Source organism: Bradyrhizobium sp. 44 (assembly GCF_023073095.1).
Taxonomy (GTDB): Bacteria; Pseudomonadota; Alphaproteobacteria; order Rhizobiales; family Xanthobacteraceae; genus Bradyrhizobium.
Genome location: NZ_JADPIY010000043.1, coordinates 97459 through 117876 on the forward strand (window position 1 = coordinate 97459; position 20418 = coordinate 117876).

20 protein-coding genes and 1 tRNA gene are annotated in these 20418 nt (G+C 63.7%); 9 read left to right on the forward strand and 12 right to left on the reverse strand.

The features are described from left to right. Positions 1-17: 17 nt before the first annotated feature. The 3 genes from IVB41_RS35450 to IVB41_RS35460 form a co-directional block, all read right to left on the reverse strand. Complete coding sequence (locus IVB41_RS35450) at positions 18-1652, reverse strand: alkaline phosphatase family protein (protein ID WP_247439451.1); 1635 nt, start codon at positions 1650-1652, stop codon at positions 18-20. Positions 1653-1846: 194 nt separating this feature from the next. Then, positions 1847-2887 (reverse strand): GTPase ObgE, encoded by a 1041-nt coding sequence (gene obgE / locus IVB41_RS35455; protein ID WP_027566428.1) that lies wholly within the window; start codon positions 2885-2887, stop codon positions 1847-1849. Between the two features lie 101 nt (positions 2888-2988). After that, a complete protein-coding gene (locus tag IVB41_RS35460; RefSeq protein ID WP_027566429.1) occupies positions 2989-3468 on the reverse strand; it encodes a MaoC family dehydratase in 480 nt (159 codons plus the stop codon). A 272-nt stretch (positions 3469-3740) separates the two neighbouring features. Between IVB41_RS35460 and IVB41_RS35465 the strand changes: the two genes are divergently transcribed. Beyond that, entirely contained in the window at positions 3741-4655 is a 915-nt protein-coding gene (locus IVB41_RS35465; RefSeq protein WP_247439453.1) for a DMT family transporter, read from the forward strand. A 59-nt stretch (positions 4656-4714) separates the two neighbouring features. Here IVB41_RS35465 and IVB41_RS35470 read toward each other — a convergent pair whose 3' ends face one another. The 3 genes from IVB41_RS35470 to rplU form a co-directional block, all read right to left on the reverse strand. Then, positions 4715-5308, reverse strand: coding sequence for a GNAT family N-acetyltransferase (locus tag IVB41_RS35470; protein WP_247400646.1), 594 nt, complete (start codon positions 5306-5308; stop codon positions 4715-4717). A gap of 156 nt (positions 5309-5464) precedes the next feature. Beyond that, complete coding sequence (rpmA, locus tag IVB41_RS35475) at positions 5465-5734, reverse strand: 50S ribosomal protein L27 (protein ID WP_018459863.1); 270 nt, start codon at positions 5732-5734, stop codon at positions 5465-5467. Positions 5735-5831: 97 nt separating this feature from the next. After that, on the reverse strand, positions 5832-6224 hold the full coding sequence (rplU, locus tag IVB41_RS35480; RefSeq protein ID WP_027566432.1) for a 50S ribosomal protein L21: 393 nt from the start codon (positions 6222-6224) through the stop codon (positions 5832-5834). Between the two features lie 333 nt (positions 6225-6557). On the opposite strand from rplU, the gene IVB41_RS35485 reads away from it, so the two are divergent. Next, positions 6558-7703 carry an ROK family protein gene (locus IVB41_RS35485; RefSeq protein WP_247439456.1) on the forward strand — a complete coding sequence of 382 codons (1146 nt, stop codon included), beginning with the start codon at positions 6558-6560 and terminating at the stop codon, positions 7701-7703. Between the two features lie 451 nt (positions 7704-8154). Further along, a tRNA-Ser gene (locus IVB41_RS35490) sits at positions 8155-8244 on the forward strand. Positions 8245-8288: 44 nt separating this feature from the next. Here the strand turns inward: IVB41_RS35490 and IVB41_RS35495 are convergent. Further along, the gene (locus IVB41_RS35495) at positions 8289-9200 is read right to left on the reverse strand and encodes a LysR family transcriptional regulator (protein ID WP_247439459.1); all 912 of its coding nucleotides are present in this window, start codon (positions 9198-9200) and stop codon (positions 8289-8291) included. A 113-nt stretch (positions 9201-9313) separates the two neighbouring features. On the opposite strand from IVB41_RS35495, the gene IVB41_RS35500 reads away from it, so the two are divergent. The 3 genes from IVB41_RS35500 (at position 9314) to IVB41_RS35510 (ending at position 13070) form a co-directional block, all read left to right on the forward strand. Further along, positions 9314-10954: an FAD-dependent oxidoreductase gene (locus IVB41_RS35500; RefSeq protein ID WP_247439461.1), complete on the forward strand. Its 1641-nt coding sequence runs from the start codon at positions 9314-9316 to the stop codon at positions 10952-10954. Positions 10955-11048: 94 nt separating this feature from the next. Further along, positions 11049-12029: a tripartite tricarboxylate transporter substrate binding protein gene (locus IVB41_RS35505; RefSeq protein ID WP_247439463.1), complete on the forward strand. Its 981-nt coding sequence runs from the start codon at positions 11049-11051 to the stop codon at positions 12027-12029. A gap of 180 nt (positions 12030-12209) precedes the next feature. Further along, complete coding sequence (locus IVB41_RS35510; protein ID WP_247439465.1) at positions 12210-13070, forward strand: DMT family transporter; 861 nt, start codon at positions 12210-12212, stop codon at positions 13068-13070. 7 nt (positions 13071-13077) lie between these two features. On the opposite strand, the gene IVB41_RS35515 is transcribed toward IVB41_RS35510, so the two are convergent. Then, the gene (locus IVB41_RS35515) at positions 13078-14292 is read right to left on the reverse strand and encodes an EAL domain-containing protein (protein WP_247439471.1); all 1215 of its coding nucleotides are present in this window, start codon (positions 14290-14292) and stop codon (positions 13078-13080) included. 365 nt (positions 14293-14657) lie between these two features. On the opposite strand from IVB41_RS35515, the gene IVB41_RS35520 reads away from it, so the two are divergent. After that, positions 14658-14882, forward strand: coding sequence for a hypothetical protein (locus IVB41_RS35520; protein WP_247358148.1), 225 nt, complete (start codon positions 14658-14660; stop codon positions 14880-14882). 37 nt (positions 14883-14919) lie between these two features. Here IVB41_RS35520 and IVB41_RS35525 read toward each other — a convergent pair whose 3' ends face one another. After that, positions 14920-16083, reverse strand: a complete 1164-nt coding sequence (locus tag IVB41_RS35525) for a hypothetical protein (RefSeq protein WP_247358147.1) — start codon at positions 16081-16083, stop codon at positions 14920-14922. A gap of 340 nt (positions 16084-16423) precedes the next feature. Between IVB41_RS35525 and IVB41_RS35530 the strand changes: the two genes are divergently transcribed. After that, on the forward strand, positions 16424-17047 hold the full coding sequence (locus IVB41_RS35530) for a helix-turn-helix transcriptional regulator (RefSeq protein ID WP_247439472.1): 624 nt from the start codon (positions 16424-16426) through the stop codon (positions 17045-17047). 83 nt (positions 17048-17130) lie between these two features. Here the strand turns inward: IVB41_RS35530 and IVB41_RS35535 are convergent, their stop codons facing one another. The 3 genes from IVB41_RS35535 to IVB41_RS35545 all read right to left on the reverse strand — a co-directional run bounded on the left by IVB41_RS35535 (position 17131) and on the right by IVB41_RS35545 (position 18737). Then, positions 17131-17379 (reverse strand): hypothetical protein, encoded by a 249-nt coding sequence (locus IVB41_RS35535; protein ID WP_027566442.1) that lies wholly within the window; start codon positions 17377-17379, stop codon positions 17131-17133. 123 nt (positions 17380-17502) lie between these two features. Further along, complete coding sequence (locus IVB41_RS35540) at positions 17503-17880, reverse strand: Hpt domain-containing protein (protein ID WP_247358145.1); 378 nt, start codon at positions 17878-17880, stop codon at positions 17503-17505. A gap of 158 nt (positions 17881-18038) precedes the next feature. Next, complete coding sequence (locus IVB41_RS35545) at positions 18039-18737, reverse strand: Crp/Fnr family transcriptional regulator (RefSeq protein WP_197031102.1); 699 nt, start codon at positions 18735-18737, stop codon at positions 18039-18041. A gap of 677 nt (positions 18738-19414) precedes the next feature. On the opposite strand from IVB41_RS35545, the gene IVB41_RS35550 reads away from it, so the two are divergent. Beyond that, positions 19415-19897, forward strand: coding sequence for a response regulator (locus IVB41_RS35550; RefSeq protein ID WP_247358144.1), 483 nt, complete (start codon positions 19415-19417; stop codon positions 19895-19897). The last annotated feature ends 521 nt before the right edge of the window (positions 19898-20418 follow it).

Consider the following 20418-nt stretch of genomic DNA (forward strand, 5'->3'; position numbering starts at 1 on the left):
AGCGTCGTTCCGCTCACCTACAGCTTCGCGCGCTGTTCAATTCCGTCCTTGATCGACGCCAGCTCGGCTTCGTCCCAGATCCCGATCAGGATCCCGCCCTTCACCTGGAGCTGGTTGTCGGCATAGGCCGCGATCTTCTCGCGCGACGTGGTGATGTGGTCGTTGGGATGCAGCGCCCAGTCGAACAGCTCAGCTTGCAACCGCGCGCTGATGCCGGCGCACTCGGGGTCGTCGCCGCGATCCAGAAACTCTTCCGGATCGGTTTGGAGGTCGTACAGCATCGGGCGGAAGCCTGAGGCGTGGATGTATTTCCAGCGGCCGTCGAACACCATGAACAGGCGGCAGCGCTCGATCGGCTGGTTCAGCTTCAGCCGCACGTCCTGCATGACATAGTCGTATTCGGAGAACGCTACCTTGCGCCAATCCGGCGGAGTCTCGCCCCGCAGCAGCGGCAGCAGCGAGCGTCCCTCGAGGATATGGCCCGGCACCTTGCCGCCGAAATAGTCGACGAAGGTCGGCGCGAGATCGATGGCTTCGACCAGAGCATCGTTGCGCGTGCCGCGCGTCGCATCCGCCTCCTTCGAGGGATCAATGACAATCAACGGAATCTTCGCCGACTGCTCGTGGAACAGATCCTTCTCGCCCATCCAGTGATCGCCGAGATAATCGCCGTGATCGGAGGTGAATACGATCATGGTGGTGTCCAGCAGATCGCGCTCCTCCAGGAACTTCATCAGCACGCCCATCTGGTCGTCGATCTGGGTGATCAGGCCCATATAGGTCGGGATCACCTTCTCGCGGGCATCGTCGCGCGCCATGTTGCGGGAGTAGCGCATGTCCATATAGGCGCCGAACACCGGATGCGGATTCTGCCGCTCGCGCTCGGAGCGGATCACCGGAATCATGTCGAATGTCGAATACATGCTGGCGTACGGTTCGGGCGCGATGTAGGGCCAGTGCGGCTTGATGTAGGACAGATGCAGGCACCATGGCCTGCCGTCGGTCTCGGCCTCGGTGATGAAGTCCATCGCGCGCCGCGTCATGTAGGGCGTCTCGGAATGCTCGTCCGGCACGCGCGCGGCCTTGTCGGCATGCACGAGTAACCAGCCGTTCTGGAGCGAGCCGTCCTCGGCCGCGCCGGAATTGGCCCAATGCTCCCAGGGATTGGGCGCATCAAAACCCTGCTGGCGCAGATATTCGTCGTATTTCGGACGCGGCCTTCCGGTGGGATGAAGGCCGTCGTCACGCTCATAGGGCTCGAACCCGCATTCGGCGACATGCACGCCGATCATCGATTCCGGCGGGATGCCGAGCGCCGTCATGCCTTCGAGATCGGGCGCCATGTGGGTCTTGCCGACCAGCACGTTGCGCACGCCGAGCTTCTTGAGGTGATCGCCGAGGGTGGGCTCGCCGATGCGCAACGGCCAGCCGTTCCAGTGCGAGCCGTGCGAGCGCATGTAGCGCCCGGTGTAGAACGACATCCGCGAGGGACCGCAGATCGGCGACTGCACATAGGTCTTGCTGAACAGCACGCCGCGCTTCGCCATGGCGTCGATGTTCGGCGTCTTCAGCGTGGGATGGCCGGTGCAGCCGAGATAGTCGTAACGAAGCTGGTCGCACATGATCCAGAGAACGTTCTTCGCGCGCGCCATGAATCATCCCTGCCGTTTCTTGATTGCTGGATGCTGCGCTATCGGAACGCCGGTGACAACCTCTCCCAACGTCGTCCCGGCGAAGGCCGGGACCCATACTCCTCAGCAGAAGTCGTGGCGCAAGACGGCAATGACCAATCTTCGCCAAATCGCGTTCGGTGGCTATGGGTCCCGGCCTTCGCCGGGACGACGAATCACACCGACCAAGGCTCCGCTTCGGCCGCGCTCTTCGCTTTCGCAGACACCGGGCTCTCGCCGATCACGTCCGCCAGGGCGCGCAGCGCTTCCTGCACGCCGTCGCCGGTGACCGCGGAGAGCAGCAGCGGCGTCTTCTTGGCGGCGCGCTTCAGCCGCTCCTTCTGCTTCTTCAACTCGTCCGGCTCGACCGCGTCGATCTTGTTCAGCGCGACGATCTCGATCTTGTCGGTGAGCTGTCCGGCATAGGCGTCCAGCTCGGTTCGCACGGTCTTGTAGGCCTTGCCGGCGTGCTCGCAGGTCGCATCGATGAGATGCAGCAGCACGCGGCAACGCTCGACATGGGCGAGGAAGCGGTCGCCGAGACCGACGCCTTCATGCGCGCCTTCGATCAGGCCGGGAATGTCAGCCAGCACGAATTCGCGGCCGTCGGCATTCACGACGCCGAGCTGCGGATGCAGCGTGGTGAAGGGGTAGTCGGCGATCTTCGGCTTGGCCGCGCTGACCTTGGCGAGGAAGGTCGATTTGCCGGCATTGGGCAGACCGACGAGGCCGGCATCCGCGATCAGCTTCAACCGCAGCCAGATCCAGCGCTCCTCGCCGGGCTGGCCGGGATTGGCATTGCGCGGCGCGCGGTTGGTCGAGGTCTTGAAATGGGCGTTGCCGAAGCCGCCATTGCCGCCTTCGGCCAGCACGAACTTTTCGCCCACCGTGGTGAAATCGTGGATCATGGTCTCGCGATCTTCGTCGAAGATCTGCGTGCCCAAGGGGACCTTCAGCACGATCGACTTGCCATTGGCGCCGTGGCGGTCCGAGCCCGAGCCGTTTTCGCCCTTCTGGGCCTTGAAGTGCTGCTGGTAGCGATAGTCGATCAGCGTGTTCAGGCCGTCGGCGACCTCGATGATGACATTGCCGCCGCGGCCGCCATTGCCGCCGGAGGGGCCGCCGAATTCAATGAATTTTTCGCGGCGGAACGCCACGCAGCCGTTTCCGCCGTCGCCGGAGCGGATATAGACCTTTGCTTCGTCTAGGAATTTCATGGGCCATAGGTAGGCCAGCCGGTCCCGCGCGGCAACCCGGATAGACCCGCAAATCGGCCGAAACTCGGCGATTTGTGGCCGTGCTTAACCACAGGACGACGTCAGAGGGGCCGGCGCCGGATCAGGAATTTCTGCGTGCCATCCAGCACCAGCTCCTTGCGCTGGTTGAACACGGTGCTTTTGAGCGTCACGGCGCCGGTCGAGCGTCCCGGCACCAGCTCGGTGACCTCGAGCGCGGGATAGATTGTATCGTCGGCGAACACCGGTTTGAGGAACCGGCTGGATTGCTCGAGGAAGCCGACCAGGGAGTCCTCGACCATGAACGGAAACAGGCCCGCGCCGGGTGCGGTGTGGATCAGTGTCTGGAAACCGTGGGCGAGCAGATGCGGCATGCCGCGGCTGCGGCAATACTCCACATCGTAATGCACCGGATGGGTGTCGCCGCTCGCTGTCTGGAAGGCCGCGAACACGGCCGTCGTCTGCGTGCGGCTCGGCAGCACGAAGCGCTCGCCGACTACGAAATCCTCAAACCAGCGTTGCGCGGGGATCATGCGATGCCGGGCCGGGTCGAAGTCGGTCATGGCTAAGCTCTTTCCTGGCTCTTTCGTTCGGTGGCGCCTATCGCTACCGCGACGCGAAGAGTGCGGCAATCCGTTCAATTCGGCTTGCCTGGGCTTGTCGCGGGCGCTCACGTCATTAAAACGACCGCAAGCGACTCTGGTCGCCGTTTCGACGCTCTCTCCGCTCGTCATTGCGAGCGAAGCGAAGCAATCCAGACTGTCTCCGCGGAGACAGTCTGGATTGCTTCGTCGCAAGAGCACCTCGCAATGACGAGTTTCCACGAACGACAGCAATGCCCCTTTTCAAAAATCTCTCGGCCTATGACGAACGCTCGGCGCGGCTGGCCGGGATTGCACTCATGGTGCTGTCGATCTTCATGTTCTCGTTCGGCGATGCCATGGGCAAGTTCCTGGTCGGGACTTATTCGGTGGGGCAGCTGCTGTTCCTGCGCGCCTGCGCGGCGCTGCTGCTGCTGTCGCCGCTGGTCTGGCGGCAGCGTCACCAGTTCCTGCATCTGGAGCGCCCGGGCCTTCAGCTCTTTCGCGTCGTGTTGTCGACGCTGGAAGTGGCGGCGTTCTTCCTGGCTACGGTCTACCTGCCGCTCGCCGACGTCATCACCTATTATCTCGCCGGGCCCATCTTCGTCACCGCGATGTCGGCGATCTTTCTCGGCGAGAAGGTCGGCTGGCGGCGCTGGACGGCGATCCTGGTCGGCTTCTGCGGCGTCCTGATCGCGCTGCGGCCATCGGCACAGACGGTGAGCCTGCCGGCGCTGATCGCGCTTGGTGGCAGTCTTTCCTTCGCAACGCTGATGCTGATCACGCGCAGCCTGCGCAAGACGCCTGACATCGTGATGGCGTCGTCGCAATTCGTCGGCACGTTCTTGCTGGGTGCGGTGCTGTCGGCGTTCCACTGGGTGCCGCCGACACCGGGCAGCCTCGTGATCTTCGCGCTGGCGGGATGCGTCTCGGTCACGGCGCTGTTCTGCGTCAACCGCTCGCTCAAGCTCGCGCCGGCCAGCGTCGTCGTGCCCTATCAATATTCGATGATCGTCTGGGCGGTGATCTTCGGCTTCGTCGTGTTCGGCGACGTGCCCGAGATCGCCACCATCATCGGCGCCGCCATCATCATCGGCGCCGGGTTCTATATTTACTTGCGTGAGCGCGATCTCGGGCGTGGAGGCGGAGAGGTGAATCCGCCGGCGTAACCACGCTGTCGTCCCGGCCTTCGCCGGGACGACGCTGAGAGCGTGGCGCCGCCTCCGCCCTACCTCACACGCCTCGCACTGCTCCAGCTCTTCAGCGAAGCCCACACGCCGCGTGACAGCCGGAAGCAGTCGACCGGCGTGGACGAGCCCAGCGCCAGGAAGCGATGCAGCTGGACGCCGCTCCACTGGAAGCCGCACTTCTCCAGCACGTTGCGCGAAGCCGGGTTGGTGACGCGCGCGCCTGCATAGAGATGATCGTCCTCGAACTCCTCGAAAAAGAAGTCGATCGCGCCGCGCGCGGCCTCGGTGGCAAAGCCGCGGCCCCAATGCTCGACTCCGAGCCAATAGCCGAGCTCGGCATTGCCGGGCGTCGAGCAGTCGATGCCGACCATGCCGATGGGGCCGCTGTCATGCTCGATCAGGAACACGGTCTCGCCGCCGGGCACGGCGGTCGTGCGGACGAAGGCGACGGCGTCGTCCTGCGAATAGGGATGAGGGAGGCGCCTTGTGTTTTCGGCAACGCGAGGATCGTTGGCGAGGAGGGCGATGGTCCTGACGTCGGCGAGAGTCGGCCGCCGCAACGTCAGCCGCTCGGTGGCGACGACGCTCGGTCTCGCCTCCCGCAAGGTCACGCTCGAAAAATCCTGCAACATGTCCGGCTCCGTCGAAGTCACTAAAGTGAAAAGTGAGCACGCAAACGAAAGGGGAGGCCGGTTTCCCGCCTCCCCTGGAGCCTTCGATCTATTTTGATCTCAAGGACTCCGCCGGTTCGGTCTGGGACCCGGCGGACTCCAAATTTGATCCACCGTCTATTCAGCCGCCTCTGCGAGCGGGAGCACCGAGATGAAGGTGCGGCCGTTGGCTTTGGCCTGGAACGTTACGCGGCCCTCGATCTTGGCGAACAAGGTGTGGTCCGTGCCCATGCCGACATTAAGGCCGGGATGCCAGGTGGTGCCGCGCTGACGCGCAATGATGTTGCCGGGAATCACAACTTCCCCGCCGAACGCCTTGATACCGAGGCGCTTGCCCTTGGAATCGCGACCGTTGCGCGATGAACCGCCTGCTTTTTTGTGAGCCATGGCTCGTCTCCGAAATCCTGAGTATTTCTAGATCAATTCCTTGACGGAATCATTTCACAATTTCTCACGCATCAATTCGTGATGGCGCGTGATCAAATTATGCGGCGGCCTCTTCGGTCGTGGTCTCTGGCTTGACGACCTTTTCCCGCTTCGGACGCGGCCCCTTGGTGGGCTTGGCGCCGTCCGTCAGGATCTCCGAGATGCGCAGCACCGTGATCTCGTCGCGATAGCCGCGCTTGCGGCGCGAATTCTTGCGGCGGCGCTTCTTGAAAGCGATGACCTTGGGACCGCGCTTGTGATCGAGCACCTCGACCGCGACGGAGGCGCCGGCGACCGTGGGCAGACCCAGGATCGGCGTGTCGCCGCCGACCAGGAGAACTTCATTGAGCTGCACGATCGAGCCGACTTCGCCTTCGATCTTGCCTACTTCCAGGACATCATCCGGAACGACGCGGTACTGCCGGCCGCCGGTTTTGATGACTGCGAACATCGTTGTTTTCCTTCGTGTTCATTCCCGGCCTCGCGACATAGTGTCGGGGCCGGCTTTTTGTCAGTCGTTATGGGTTTATGCGAGTTTTGTGCGGGCGGGAGTTATCCCTTTGAAAACCCACACAAAAACAAGCGGCGCGAGAAACGCCCCGCGCCGGTTGCGGGATTTATAGCCGCTGATCCCCTGGAGTCAAGGAAAAGCCGGCGAAAAACGGCCCGATTTGAAGCATTTAGGCCCGATCCGGCCCCGCGGCGAATTTCGGACCGCGCCGCAACCAACAGGTTCCCCCGCCGTTGTCCCGGCGAATTCGGTCACACGGGCAAGGGGCTTACCATGGCAACAGACGAGCTGGTCAAGACGACGACGGGCATTGCCCATCACGGCGCGGAGCGGCTGCCCTCGGTGGATATCGACAGCTTCAACATCGAGATGAAGGACGAGGACGGGTTCATCGGCGACCGCGCCAGCAAGGGCGCGTTCCGCGAGATTCTCGAGCGCTGGCGCAAGCCGCTGCGCAAGTCCGGCGAGGACCCGTTCGGCAAGGAGCCGTCCGACGAGATCAGCAAGAAGACGCTGGACGCCATCCTGGTCGGTGACGACACCGAGGCCTGGGCGGTGGTGCATAGCGCCATCGAGGACTTCGCCCAGGAACTCGCTTACGTCACCCGCCGCTTCCTCAAGTCCAAGGCCTGGGCCAAGACCGAGCGCATCGTGGTCGGCGGCGGCTTTCGCGATTCCCGGCTCGGCGAGCTCGCGATCGCGCGCACCGAGATCATCCTCATGTCCGAGGATTTCAAGATCGACATGGTGCCGATCCGTCATCATCCCGACGAAGCCGGCCTGATCGGCGCGCTGCATCTGGCGCCGTCATGGATCTTCGAGGCCCATGACAGCATCCTCGCCGTCGATATCGGCGGCACCAACATCCGCTGCGGCCTGGTGGAGACCAGCTGGAAAAAGGCAAAAGACCTGTCGAAAGCCAAGGTCGTGAAGTCCGAGCTGTGGCGTCATGCCGACGACGAGCCGACGCGCGAAGGCGCGGTGAAGCGGCTCACGAAGATGCTGAAGGGGCTGATCACCGAGGCCGAAAAGGAAGGCTACAAGCTGGCGCCGTTCATCGGCATTGCCTGTCCCGGCGTGATCAACGCGGACGGCTCCATCGAGAAAGGCGCGCAGAACCTGCCGGGCAATTGGGAGAGCAGCAAGTTCAACCTGCCGGCGAGCCTGCTCGAGGGCATTCCGCAAATCGGCGAGCACGACACCGCGATCCTGATGCACAATGACGGCGTGGTTCAGGGCCTCTCCGAGGTGCCGTTCATGCAGGACGTCGATCGCTGGGGCGTGCTCACCATCGGCACCGGGCTCGGCAATGCCCGCTTCACCAACCGCCGCAAGGACAGCGGCAAAGACAAGGACAACGGAAAAGACGGGGATTCCACGGGCAATGGGAAGAAAAAGGGCAAGTCCGACAAGGAGTAACCTTGACTGGTTAGGTTAAGGACCGGATTGCGTTGCGGTGCACGGGCCGCACGCTACGGTCGGAACCGTCGCCTCACCTGGCCGGCGAAGCCGCCCTTCCCGGCCAGAATTTTAATGAGCGGCACCGGGACCGCCAGTGTTTACCGCGTCTGGCGGTCCCACCCCTTTTCGGGTTCGCGCTTGGGGCATCCATGGGCTTTCCGGGAGACCGGTGATTCGGGCCTCGATGGAGCCGCCCCGGGCTTTACGCGGGGGCATTGGCAAACGGCTCACGCCCATTTCCACGCAAACCGCCGCCGAAATCCGAGGGTCGTCCCCGTCGCCACCGCGACATCGTGGGGTCCACCCGGGAAACCGGCCTGATTTTCGTCTCGCGCGCCTTGTCTGGCCCGCCATCCTCGCCTATTAACGCCCGAACCACAGGGGCCCTGCTCCTTACTTGGCGCCTTCAGGAGAGGTGGCAGAGTGGTCGAATGCACCGCACTCGAAATGCGGCATAGGTGCAAGCCTATCGGGGGTTCGAATCCCTCCCTCTCCGCCAACATCATCCGCCACAACAAAACGGCTTACAGAAAGCTCGGTAGATCAGTCTGATCTTGCAGGCTCTCGCTCCGACAGCACCGTCCGCGCCGTCGCCACAAACGCCTGCGCGGCTGGCGACAACGTCCGCCCCTGGCGCTGCAGCAGCGACACCGGGCGGGTGATGGCAGGGCGTATCAGCGGCTTTGCGATCAGAGTCGGAAATTGATCCGCCGGCAGCATCGTCGCAGGAAGGATCGCGAGGCCGAGACCCTGCGCCGTCATGGCGAGTGCGGTATTGATCAGCGTCACTTCATAGGTTGGGTTGAGGTGCTTGCCCTGGGTGCCCAGCGCCTGATCGATCTGCATGCGAATCCGCGTCTCGCCCCGCATTGCGATCGTGGGCATCTGAGCCAACTCGTCCCATGTCAGCGAGCGGCGTGCCGCGAAGTCGGCGGTGCGCCGGCCGATGGCGCTCAGGCGGCCGCGGGTCAGCGTCTCGATCGTCAGCTCCGCGAAGTCTCCCTCGACGCTGCCGATCGCGAACTCCGCATCCGTCGCGCTCAGACGCGGAACGAGATCGTCGGCGGCGACGTCGCGCATGTCGATTTCGATGTCGGGATAGCCTGCCCGGAATTTAGCGAGCACCGAGGGCAGCAGTGCCGATGCGGTACCGGCTGAGGCGAGAAACGCGACCCGGCCGGCGCGCGCCTGCGCCAGGTCGCGCATGCGCCGCGACAGGCCCAGCGCATCACCCAGCATGCGTTCGGCGGCGTGAACTGCCTCGTCAGCAGCCAGCGTCGGCTGCACCGAACGCGTGGAGCGATCGAACAGTTTGACGCCGAGCTGCGCTTCGAGCTGCTGGATCAATAGGCTCGCCGCCGATTGCGTGATTCCCAGCTCGCGCGCGGCCCGCGTGATGCTGCGCGTCCGGTACACGCCGGTGAAGGCCTGCAATTGCCGCAAAGTGACATTCATAGGCAAAGCTCATGAATTGATGAGTTCTTTCCGACTTATCACATAAGCGAGCATGCAATAAAATGCATGCCGTGGACGGTGAAGCCGCAATCGCCAACGGATCGGAAACGAACATGAGAACACAGGTGCTGGTGGTGGGCGCCGGGCCCGTCGGGTTAACCGCGGCGATGGATCTGGCTTCCCGTGGGATCGACGTCGTGGTCGCGGAGATCCGCCATGCCGGCGATCCGCCCAGCGTCAAATGCAACCACGTCTCGGCGCGTTCGATGGAGATCCTCCGCCGGCTTGGCGTCGCCGCAAAGCTGCGCGACGCGGGCCTGCCCGCGGATTTCCCGAACGACTGCTCCTACCGGACCACGGCGACCGGCATCGAGCTGTGCCGCATCGACATTCCCTCGCGCGCACGCCGCTACAGCGCCACCGGCGGTCCCGACACCTGGTGGCCGACGCCCGAGCCGCCGCACCGGATCAACCAGGTCTATCTCGAGCCGATCCTGTTCAGCCATGCCGCCGCCCAGTCGCGCATCACTATTCTGCCGCGCACGGAAATCACGGACATCGAGCAGAATGATGACCATGTGGTTGCACTGGCGCGCGACCTCGACAGCGGAAGCTCGCTCCGCATCGAGGCTTCCTTTGTGATCGGTTGCGATGGCAGCCGTTCCCTGGTTCGCAAATCGATCGGTGCCAACCTGTCCGGCACGCCGGTGATCCAGCGGGTGCAATCGACCTTCATCGAAGCGCCGCAGCTCAAGGAGCTGATGGGCGCGCACAAGCCAGCCTGGATGGTGCTCTCGCTCAACCCGCGACGTTCAGGCACGACGGTGGCGATCGACGGTCATGACCGCTGGCTGATCCACAATCACCTGAAGGCAGACGAACCCGAATTTGATTCGGTCGATCGGGATTGGGCGATCCGCGCCATTCTCGGCGTCGACGAGCGCTTCGAATACCGCGTCCTCAGCAAGGAGGACTGGGTCGGCCGCCGGCTTGTCGCCGATCGCTTCCGCGACCGCAGGGTCTTCATCTGCGGCGACGCCGCGCATCTGTGGATGCCATATGCGGGCTACGGCATGAATGCGGGCATTGCGGATGCCGTCGACCTGTGCTGGCAGGTGGCGGCGCATCTGAACGGGTGGGCGCCGGCTTCGATCCTCGATGCCTACGAGGCGGAGCGTCAGCCCATCACCGAACAGGTGTCGCGCTTTGCCATGGAGCATGCGATGAAGATGATGGCGCAGCGTGGCGGAGTCTCCGCGGAGATCGAGGACGACACGCCGCGCGGCCACGCGGCGCGCGCAGCGCTGGCCAGGGCGGCCTACGATCTCAACGTGCAGCAATATTGCTGCGCCGGATTGAACTTCGGCTACTATTACGATGCCTCGCCGATCATTGCCTATGACGGCGAGACGCCGCCGGCCTACGCGATGGGCAGCTTCACGCCCTCCACCGTGCCGGGCGCTCGCGCGCCGCACCTGTTTCTGCGGGACGGGCGATCGCTCTACGATGCCTTCGGCGCCGGCTACACTTTGCTGCGGTTCGATCCGGCGATCGATGTGGCGCCACTGAAGTCTGCCGCAGAGCAGCGCGGCATTCCGCTCGCGCTAGTCGACATTGCGCCGGACGAAGCGAACGGCGCGTATGCCGAGAAGCTGGTGCTGGCGCGGCCCGATCAGCACATCGCCTGGCGCGGGCAGGCCGCGCCCGCGGACCCACAAGGCTTGCTGACGCGCATTACTGGCGCTTCGGCGTAAGGCGATTTGAAGCGGACGGTCTCGCGGCGAAGTCCGTCAGGACGTGGTTTACAAAGTCGTGGTTCACAAACAAGAACGCACCGGGGAGGGAAACGTGTTTCACGTTGCAAGCCGCCGCATTTTGGCCGTGCTGACGGCCGCGAGTTTCGCCGTGCTGCCGTTGGTAGCGAGCCGAGCGGCCTATCCCGAGCAATTGATCAAGATCATCGTGACCTTTCCGCCCGGCGGCAGCGCCGATACCGTCATCCGCGCGCTCGAACCGCTGGTCACTGCCGAGCTCAAACAGGGTCTCGTGATCGAGAACCGCGCGGGTGCTGGAGGCAACATCGGCATGGCCGCGGTCGCGCAGGCCAAGCCTGATGGCTATACGCTCGGCGTCGCGCCGGCAGGTAGCCTGACGGTGAATCCGCATCTCAATTCGTCGATGCCGTTCGATCCGAAGGATCTTGCGCCGATCACCCTGCTCGCGGAAATTCCCTTCGTGCTGGTTGCGTCAGCGAACGTGCCGGCGCATACGGTCGCGGAAACGATCGCGCTTGCCAAGGCCAAGCCGGGCGCATTGTCGATCGGGCATGGCGGCAATTCGACCGCCATGCACTTGACCGCGGCACTGTTCACGCAGAAGACCGGGATCGCCATGGAGCTGGTCCCTTATCGCGGGACCGCGCCGGCGACGGTCGACGTTCTCGCAGGCCATGTCCCCTTCGCGGTGCTGGATATCCCCGCATCGAGACAACTGATCCTCGAAGGCAAGCTTAACGCCATCGGTGTGTCGTCTGCCCAGCGTCTTTCGTCCTTGCCCGATGTGCCGACACTCGCCGAGAGGGGGATTGCGGGTTTCGAATCCGTTGGCTGGTTCGGGCTGGTTGCTCCGGCCGGCACGCCAGCCGATATCGTCGGCCGGTTGAACGAAGCCTTCGGAAAAGCCCTGAAGGACCCTTCGGTGGTCGAGAAGATCCGGACGCTTGGCGCAGAGCCTGCGCCGACCTCGCCCGAGCAGTTCAGCCGCTTTATCCAAAGCGAAAGCTCGAAATGGGGAAAGCTGATCAGTGAAGCGGGCATCAAGGCGAATTAAGTGTCGCCCAGTCAGACGATTCCGCCCCGCGTAAGTCATTGATCTTGCAGCCCCGGTCTACTGTGCATGGGGTTGTTTTCGCTCTTTTTGTTGTTGGGCGTTGGAAAGCTTACAGGTAATCGTCACGCCGCCCCCGGCTGGTCTCTCCAGTTGGGATCCACCGACAAGGGCGAGACGGGCATGCAATCTTCCGGCAGCGGCTGGGGCAACGGGCTTCTTGGCGTCATCATCTTCAGCGGCTCGCTGCCGGCGACGCGCGTGGCGGTCGGCGGGTTTTCCGCGCTGTTCCTGACCTCGGCGCGCGCGGTCATCGCGGCGCTGATCGGCGTGGCCGTGCTCGGCCTGCTCCGTCAGGCGCGGCCGGCGCGTGGGGATCTGGTCTCGCTCGCCATCGTCGCCATCGGCGTCGTGGTCGGTTTTCCCTTGCTGACGGCGCTCGCGCTCCAGCACATCACCTCGGCGCATTCGATCGTCTTCATTGGCCTGCTGCCGCTGTCCACCGCGATCTTCGGCGTGCTGCGCGGCGGCGAACGGCCGCAGCCGATGTTCTGGCTGTTCGCGGTTCTGGGCAGCGCCACCGTCGCGGGCTTTGCCCTGTCCAACGACGGCACCGCATCGCTCACCGGCGATCTGCTGATGGTCGCGGCGATCGTGCTGTGCGGGCTCGGCTATGCCGAAGGCGCCGCGCTGTCGCGCCGGCTCGGCGGCTGGCAGGTGATCTCCTGGGCACTGCTGCTGGCGCTGCCGCTGATGGTGCCGATCATGATCCTGACCTGGCCGTCGAGCTGGAGCGGCGTCGGTGTGCCCGCCTGGATCGGGCTCGCCTACGTCTCGATCTTCAGCATGTTCGTCGGTTTCATCTTCTGGTATCGCGGGCTCGCGCTCGGCGGCATCGCGCGTGTCGGCCAGTTGCAGCAGCTTCAGCCGTTCTTCGGTCTCGCGCTGGCAGGCCTGCTTCTGCACGAACCGGTGGCCTGGAGCATGATCGCGGCGACTGCGCTGGTGGTCGCCTGCGTGTTCTTCGCGCGGCGGTTTGCCTGAGGCCGCCTCACGCGCCCCCCATCACAGTCCGCGTCAGCGTACTCCGCGCAAACTTCTTCAGCGGCATCGGCTTGCCGAACAGAAAACCCTGCACGAGGTCGAAGCCGAGCTCGTTGGCGGTGACCAGGTCGGCCCGGCTCTCGACGCCCTCGGCGACGGCGCGCACGCCATAGCCATGCGAAAGCTCGACGATGTGGCGGCACACCGTGCGCTTGAGGCGATCAGTGCCGCTGCCGGTGACGAAGTGCCGGTCGGCCTTCAGCTTGATGAAGGGAATTTTGCCCAAGTCCATCAGTGACGGCCAGTTGGCGCCGAGATTGTCGATCGACAGGCCGATATTGTGCAGACGCAGCTCGCGGGCGACCTCGACCAGGAGATCGAGGTCGCGGATCGCCTCCTCGCTGTCGATCTCGATCGTCAGCCCGCCGAACGCCGGATGCGTCGGCATGCGGCGGCAGAGATCCCGCACGGCCTGCGGCTCCTTCAGATATGACGCCGGCAGGTTGATCGCGAGATCGACCGGGCTCTGCTGCTCCAGCAGATAGTGCCAATCCTGCACGGCGCGCTCGATCACGAATTCGGAGAGGTGGCGCAGATTCGGGTCGTGCTCTTCGGGGATGAAATAGGCCGGCGGCACCACGCCCCAGGTCGGATGCCGCATCCGCACCAGCGCCTCGGCGCTATTGCGGATCAGCGTGCGCGCGTCGATCTTGGGCTGGTACCAGAGTTCGAGCCAGCCGGCGTGCAGGGCCTCGCCGACATGCACGGCCGGGCTCGGGGCCGGCTCCTCGGGCAACAGCATCGCGACGCGGTCGCGCAGCGTCTCCGCGGCAAAGGGCGTGGTCAGCGGCGGCAGCATCTTGAGGCCGTATTCCTCGCCGACCTGCTGCACGGCCCTGACGATGATCGACTCGCGGGCGCCCACTGTCAGAACCCTGCCGTCGAAGGCCTCGCGCACCAGCGTCTCCAGAAATTTGCCGGGCTCGATGCCGTCGGCGGCGATGCCGAGCAGGATCAGGTCGGGCAACTCGCTCGTCAGCACGCTCTGCAGCTCATCGGCGCTGGCGCATTCGGTGGTGACGAAGCCGAGATCCTCCAGCACTTCCGCGAGAAACGCGCGAAGATGGCGCTTGCCGTCCGCGACGCATGCGCGCGGCTTCACCTTTCGCCGTCCGAAGGTCTTCGGCCTTCGTTCGGCGAGTTCTACAATTTCGTCGTTCATCGCAAGCACTCCCGTTCCGTGCCGGTGTGTTAGCGACGTGAGCAGTTTCAAATATGGAAGGCTTCAGTCGATCGTCGAATTATCTGGGTAACGTTAAAGCACCCATCATGTCTAAAATTGTCTGGGTCTCGTTCGAGAAGTTTTTACGTCTGCCCGCGCATCGGGCGCAGGGTTGCGACAATCACGAGAGATTTCGCGACGTGCAGTAAGGCTGCATGCGCGCGCACTGTCCTGCAATTGGACCAAGCCGCGCGCGCCTCGCCCAATTGAATAATGGAGCGCCTCAATTGCGCGTCATGCGCGCATTTTTCCCGGTTCGCTCGTGACGGTTCTGCGACAATGCGTCGGTGCGCGCTGGCGCCAATGTGAAGCACATCACAAGCGGATTGCTGCAGGTGCGCTATTGCTCTGGCAGCCGGTGGTGGGCTGTCGAGGATCGCAGCAATGACGTCGCGGCGAATAATGTATTGGTGGTTCAGGTTCGTGCTGTCAGGACGATTTCTCGATCGCTTCCTGTGCCTGCCGCGCGCGCACTGAGCATGATCCGGAAAAGTGTGCAGCGGTTTTCCGACAAGATCATGCTCAACTGACAAGCTAAAGCGCGCCAGGCGCGCTTTAGTCGCGGGATCAGGTTTGGCCGATCAGCTTGCGCAACGCGGCCGCGCCGTCCTCGATCACATCGCGTCCCTTCCAGGCCAGATAGGACAGCTTTCCGCCGAGCGTGTCGTGGCTGCGTAGCCGGCGCGAGCCGAGAATGTGGCCGACATTGGAGGGGAAGCGGCTCACCTCGGCGGACACCAGCGCCGCGATCGCGTCCATCAATTGCTGGAGCCGAATGCCCCATTCGCAATGTTCGATGCCGTCGATCCGCACCTTGAGCGCATATTCGGTGTCGTAGATCTCGGCGAGCAGGTCGCGCGCAATCAGCACCCGGTTGTGCCGGAGCGCGATGCGCAAGGCGAGGCGCCTGTCGTCGAGCTGGTCGAGCACCATGTGAACGACGCAGGCATAGGGCGTGGCTGCGACATCGGCGGCGCTTTTGCTCGCGGCGGCCTTGGTGGCAAGGCGCACCAATTGCCAGAACGTCTTCAGCCGCTTGGCCACCAGCGTGAGCGCGAACGGCAGCGCCTCGGGATGGGCCTTCTTGAAGGCGTCCAATCGTGCGGTGATCTGATCAACGGTGCCGTCGTCGAATTTCGCGATCTTCTCGGGCAGCTTTTCGCTGAACTTCGGCAGCGCGGCGCCAGCGCGCAGCACATGTTGCATCTTCTTCACGTCGTCGAAGGCGGTGCGCGATGCCGTATATTGCGCGAGCTTGCCGCGCGCGAACTCGGTGCTCTCCGCTGATGCGAGGGTGCTCTCGAGAACCTTGACGACCTTGGTCTGGAAGGTCGATGCGATCTTCAGCACTTCCTTCTGGTTGTTGGCGGCGACCTGGTCGCTGATCGCCTTGATGTAGTCGCGCGCCATGGTCGGCAGCAGGTCGCGGCAGATCCACTCCCAGATCGGGGTGAGTGTGTTGCGCGAGATCCGCCCCACATTGGCATGCTCGGGCGCGCCGTCGATCAGAAGCAGCTCGAGCGGCGCAAAGAAATGGCGCGAGGGACTGGTGGCGCGCGCCTGGTTCGATCCGTCCTTGCGAAACTCGGCGCGCAACCGGGACTGGAGGTCGGACGAGCCCGGCATGTCGATGCCGCAAAGCTCAAGCCGTTCGAGTTCGCTGAGCAGGCAGCTGCGCGACAGGGGCGTCAGCTTCTGCAAGAAGTTCGATAGCTGGTCGATCTCGTTCATGGCACGCAATCTTCCGCAACGATTCCAGCAGGCCTATCGGCTGCATGCATGGAGGCATTTGCGCGCTCTCAATTGCGACATAGAGAAGCAAGCCGCCGTTAATATATCGGTAAAATCCGGCGCCGGAGGTATTCGGCGCCGATCGGATCGTTAAGAAGGCTTCGGGTCATCAGCCCATCATTGGGGCAGTTTCGGCAACCTGAGACTGTTGAGGGGCGTTGCCACTCAAGCATAAAGTGTGCCTGTGCCGGCGTTTCAGCACAAAACTGCCAAATTCACCGTAGTCTTACGGAGCAAAAAGTTAACTACAGATCGCGTGGGGTTCCGCTAAACGAGTGACATGGGGTCACAGAATGATACGGCCACTGATTCGCGGCCGTCGGAATGGTACGAAAGCAACGCCGCTCCGACTGAAGAGCTCGATGTCGTCCGCCTGAACGCCGCCCGCGCCAAGGCCGCCGACGAAATGGCCGCCGCCATCGCTCGCGAGCTCAACGGTCCCCTCACAGCGCTCCTGCTCTACATGGGCGAGATCAAGCATCACAGCGATCAGCTCGCGCCGGTGACGGGTGATCGTGCCTATTTGCAGCGGGTCGTGGAGAATGCGCTGGTGCAGACCGAGCGGGTTTGTGGCCTCGTCAAACAGCTTGCCGGTTCTCACACGGGTGGCCTGCCGATCGCGTCCAGGGCCGAGGACGCCGAATCGAAGCTCGCGCGCGCACCACAGCCGCAGCGCCTGCCGAGCGCCGAAATGCTCGGCCTGTCAGGCCAGAAGCGGCTGACCAAGCGCGAGCGCGAGGTGCTGAGGCTGATCAGCGAGGGATATTCGAACAAGCAGGGTGCGCTTCGGATGCAGATCAGCCCGCGCACCTTCGAGAGCCATCGCGCCGAGGCGATGCGCAAGCTCGGCGCGCGCAACACGGCGGACCTCGTCCGTGCGGCGCTGCTGCATTCGATCGACTGAAGGCTCTTGCCTCGGCCAGCCCGCCAGCGGCGAGGGCCACGCGTGAGAGATTTCTCGAGAAAAACCCGCGGCTCCGATCGTGCTCAGAAATAATCTTCGGCGAAGGGACGCGTGCGCGACGAGGGCCGCAGCGGCTTGAGCTCTTCCTTCGGCGCGTTGGGAATGATCGTGATGGTCCAGCGGGGCGGCATGCTCGATTCCTGCTCCAGCACCGAGCGCACGAAGCCGGTCACCGTCTCCTCGCCAGCGGCCACCGTTGCCATCCGGCCGTTGAACTGTGCGATGCGGAAGCGACGAACTTCTTTCTGGTCCGCGGTCTCGTAGGTGAACATGGAAACCCTCCTGGTTTCCGGCGACTATCGCTGCCTATGATTAGCCATCTGTGAAAATCCCAAGCCGTAGAAGTACGGCGGGCATGCACGCGTGAGTGGTTACGGCGTTTTCGAGCGAGCGCGTCAGCCCTCCGGCTCCTGCGCGCGCCCGGCGGCATAGGCCGCGTCCATCAGGTCCAGGAGGTCGCGAAATCCGGCGTCGCCAAGGCTCTCCGCGGTCTTCTCCAGCCGCAGCGCCAGCGCCGCGAGCCGGACATAGCCGAACGTCCCGGCCGCGCTCTTCAGCGAATGCGCTTCGCGCGCGATCCTGCCGTGATGTTGCGCGAGCGCGAGCGTGCGGAACAATTGCAGGCGCGCGCAGGTGTCGCTCCAGAACACGTCGCGCACTTCGCAAGCACCGTCCTCGCCAATCTCGCGCACCAGCGCCTGATATGCGCCCGGCTCGCGCGCGGGCTCGGCATCAAGCGCTGTCTGCGCCGGCGCGGCGGTGACTTCGAACATGGTTTGGCCTGCCTTGAACACGGTTCGTTTGCCGCCGGCCCGGACAGGCGCGCGCGGCACGTTGCGTGTCTACGGCATCCGGATTTCAGTTCCGGTAGCAGGACAATCCGTGTTTGCGGGCCGGAATTAGCGGACGGTTTACCACGCCGCAGCACCAGTCAGCGCGGGCCGAGCAGCCGGTCATACTGCGCCTTCACGGTGGCGTAGCATTCGCACGCCGTCTGGCGCAGGCCGTCCAGGTTGAGGATCTGGATGTGTCCGCGGCTGTAGTGAATGAAATTCGCCTGCTGCAGGGTATTGGCGACCAGCGACACGCTGTTCCGCCGAGCGCCGATCATCTGCGCCATCGCCTCCTGGGTCAGCAGCAGCCGGTAATCGCCGGAGAGGTCGTGGGTGTGCAGCAGGCAGCGCGACAGCCGCGCCTCCACCGGATGAGCGGCGTTGCACCCCGCGGTCTGCTGCACCTGCGCGTAGACCGCCAGCCCGTGACGCGTGAGCAGCGTCCGCAGAGTGCCGCTCTGGTCGGCCGCGACGCGCAGCCGATCGAGATCCATCATCGAGGCGGAGCCGGGAACCAGCACGATGGCCGTGTTCAGCGCGCAGGCATCGCCCATGGTCGAGAGCGTTCCGAGCAGGCTGTCGCGGCCGATCATGGCGACTTGCACGTGCTCGCCCCTGGCGAGCTCCACCACCAGCGAGATGACGCCGCGATGGGGAAAGTAGGCGCGCTTGAGCGTTTCGCCGGTCTCGACCAGCACCGCCTCATGCGGCAGGTCGCCCGTACGCAGGTGCGGACGGATCAATTCGTAATCGTCTGCCGACAGCGCGGACAGGAAACCGTTGGAGGAACGCACCATCGTTTCCAAAGTAGCCTCCCGTCTTCCGGACCAGCGGGCCGCAGCACACGAAACTGCTTGCCGCCCGGCCAAGTTCCATCATGTTCCCGTCGGGATATGTTGGCAATTGGGACAAGTTGTCCGATCGGTGATCGCCGCCGCGACGCCGCCCTCCCCAAAGACAGATTCCCTGACCATTCGCCGGTATCGATCCGGGAACCCAGCAGATCCAGATTGTCGGCTGGCGCATCGGGTTTGGAGGATGGTCGCGGTCATGGTTGATCCGACGCATTTCGAAGTGATCCGCGCCGCGTCCGGTTCGTCATCCAGTTGCGCGACAACAAAGTGTATTATAATGGTTGTGTTGCTCCGCGTATACCTGTTGGGGGGCAGACGGCCGGTGCATTTGCGGCGGAAATGAGAATGGCACGCTGATTCGCTCATAAGCCTGCGCGCCAGCCTGCAAGGGTTGCGCAGGTAAAAGCGGCAAGGGGCCTTCATGAGCCGGAAGCATTGCATCCGCACTGCCATCGGACGCCGGGCGATCCGTGCACCCTCGTTAGTCGGACGAGTGGCTACCGTCCTCAAACATTGCTTCGAATCTTGGCGCCGCGTGGCCGCAGATTTCGCGTCCATTGTCTTCCCCGCTCCGCCAAGCAGGTTCTCAACAGTCCATTTCTCGAGCAAAGGAGCATGGCGTGCGCCACGGTTCAATTATTGAATCGCCAAATCGGGAAGCTCAAACGGGGACAGAAGGTCTGCGCCATATTCTCGTCGTCGACGACGACCCGATGGTCTGCATGGCCATCGAGGTCTATCTCCAGCGCAACGATTTTCGGGTGACGATCGCCGAAGGAGGGGAAGCCGGACTTCGCGCGCTCGAACACGAGCAGTTCGATCTGATGATCATCGATATCTTCATGCCGCACATGCGCGGGTTCGAATCGGTCAGGATCTTTCACGAGCGGGCGCCGGCCGTTCCGCTGATTGCGATGTCCGGCTACGCGTTCGCAAATTTGAATTCGCCAGCTCCCGATTTCCTCCGGATGGCGCTGGAACTCGGTGCGGCGCGGTGTCTGCGCAAGCCGTTCACGCCGCACGCGCTGCTCGCCGCCATCAACGATTGCCTGGCGGAGCACCGTCCCCACGGCGACCTCGCCTCGGCCGCGCGCCTGGGTTAGCGCCGACACCGGCCGCAGTGGACGCCGGTAACGGATCGTTTACCGCAAATGCGGGTCTTGCGTATCCCGGCAGAGCACCAAGCGAACGTGGCGGGACCGCCCCGGATTGCAGGCGGCTCGATACAATTCCGCGAAGACCGCGCATATCGTCCTTCACGAGCTGGGCTTTCCCGCGCGCCTGGTCCCGCTGTTATCGGCACGTTCACCTCACGCGTCTCGCCGTTGCGGCGTGGTGACGGTTTGCCGAAAAACGCTGTCGTATGCGATCGAACGGCAAACTTGTCTTCAATATCCGTATTAGCACGGAGGATGAAATTAACGGGACCGTGAAAGGGGATGTCTAACGATCCAAGGCGGGGACTTCCGTTCATGCCAAGCGTGGCTCGGGCGTCGAGTCCAGATCCAGGTCAGTAAGGCGTAGCTCATGGATGATCTGTTGCGGGAGTTTTTGACGGAAACCAGCGAGAGCCTGGACACCGTGGACAATCAGCTGGTGAAGTTCGAGCAGGAGCCGAACAACG

What these genes read in the sequence shown, in the direction of transcription:
- IVB41_RS35450 (WP_247439451.1), bottom strand. Translation starts at nt 1,652, where the DNA reads ATGGCGCGCGCGAAGAACGTTCTCTGGATCATGTGCGACCAGCTTCGT.
- obgE (WP_027566428.1), bottom strand. Translation starts at nt 2,887, where the DNA reads ATGAAATTCCTAGACGAAGCAAAGGTCTATATCCGCTCCGGCGACGGC.
- IVB41_RS35460 (WP_027566429.1), bottom strand. Translation starts at nt 3,468, where the DNA reads ATGACCGACTTCGACCCGGCCCGGCATCGCATGATCCCCGCGCAACGC.
- IVB41_RS35465 (WP_247439453.1), top strand. Translation starts at nt 3,741, where the DNA reads ATGCCCCTTTTCAAAAATCTCTCGGCCTATGACGAACGCTCGGCGCGG.
- IVB41_RS35470 (WP_247400646.1), bottom strand. Translation starts at nt 5,308, where the DNA reads ATGTTGCAGGATTTTTCGAGCGTGACCTTGCGGGAGGCGAGACCGAGC.
- rpmA (WP_018459863.1), bottom strand. Translation starts at nt 5,734, where the DNA reads ATGGCTCACAAAAAAGCAGGCGGTTCATCGCGCAACGGTCGCGATTCC.
- rplU (WP_027566432.1), bottom strand. Translation starts at nt 6,224, where the DNA reads ATGTTCGCAGTCATCAAAACCGGCGGCCGGCAGTACCGCGTCGTTCCG.
- IVB41_RS35485 (WP_247439456.1), top strand. Translation starts at nt 6,558, where the DNA reads ATGGCAACAGACGAGCTGGTCAAGACGACGACGGGCATTGCCCATCAC.
- IVB41_RS35495 (WP_247439459.1), bottom strand. Translation starts at nt 9,200, where the DNA reads ATGAATGTCACTTTGCGGCAATTGCAGGCCTTCACCGGCGTGTACCGG.
- IVB41_RS35500 (WP_247439461.1), top strand. Translation starts at nt 9,314, where the DNA reads ATGAGAACACAGGTGCTGGTGGTGGGCGCCGGGCCCGTCGGGTTAACC.
- IVB41_RS35510 (WP_247439465.1), top strand. Translation starts at nt 12,210, where the DNA reads ATGCAATCTTCCGGCAGCGGCTGGGGCAACGGGCTTCTTGGCGTCATC.
- IVB41_RS35515 (WP_247439471.1), bottom strand. Translation starts at nt 14,292, where the DNA reads ATGAACGACGAAATTGTAGAACTCGCCGAACGAAGGCCGAAGACCTTC.
- IVB41_RS35525 (WP_247358147.1), bottom strand. Translation starts at nt 16,083, where the DNA reads ATGAACGAGATCGACCAGCTATCGAACTTCTTGCAGAAGCTGACGCCC.
- IVB41_RS35530 (WP_247439472.1), top strand. Translation starts at nt 16,424, where the DNA reads ATGGGGTCACAGAATGATACGGCCACTGATTCGCGGCCGTCGGAATGG.
- IVB41_RS35535 (WP_027566442.1), bottom strand. Translation starts at nt 17,379, where the DNA reads ATGTTCACCTACGAGACCGCGGACCAGAAAGAAGTTCGTCGCTTCCGC.
- IVB41_RS35540 (WP_247358145.1), bottom strand. Translation starts at nt 17,880, where the DNA reads ATGTTCGAAGTCACCGCCGCGCCGGCGCAGACAGCGCTTGATGCCGAG.
- IVB41_RS35545 (WP_197031102.1), bottom strand. Translation starts at nt 18,737, where the DNA reads ATGGTGCGTTCCTCCAACGGTTTCCTGTCCGCGCTGTCGGCAGACGAT.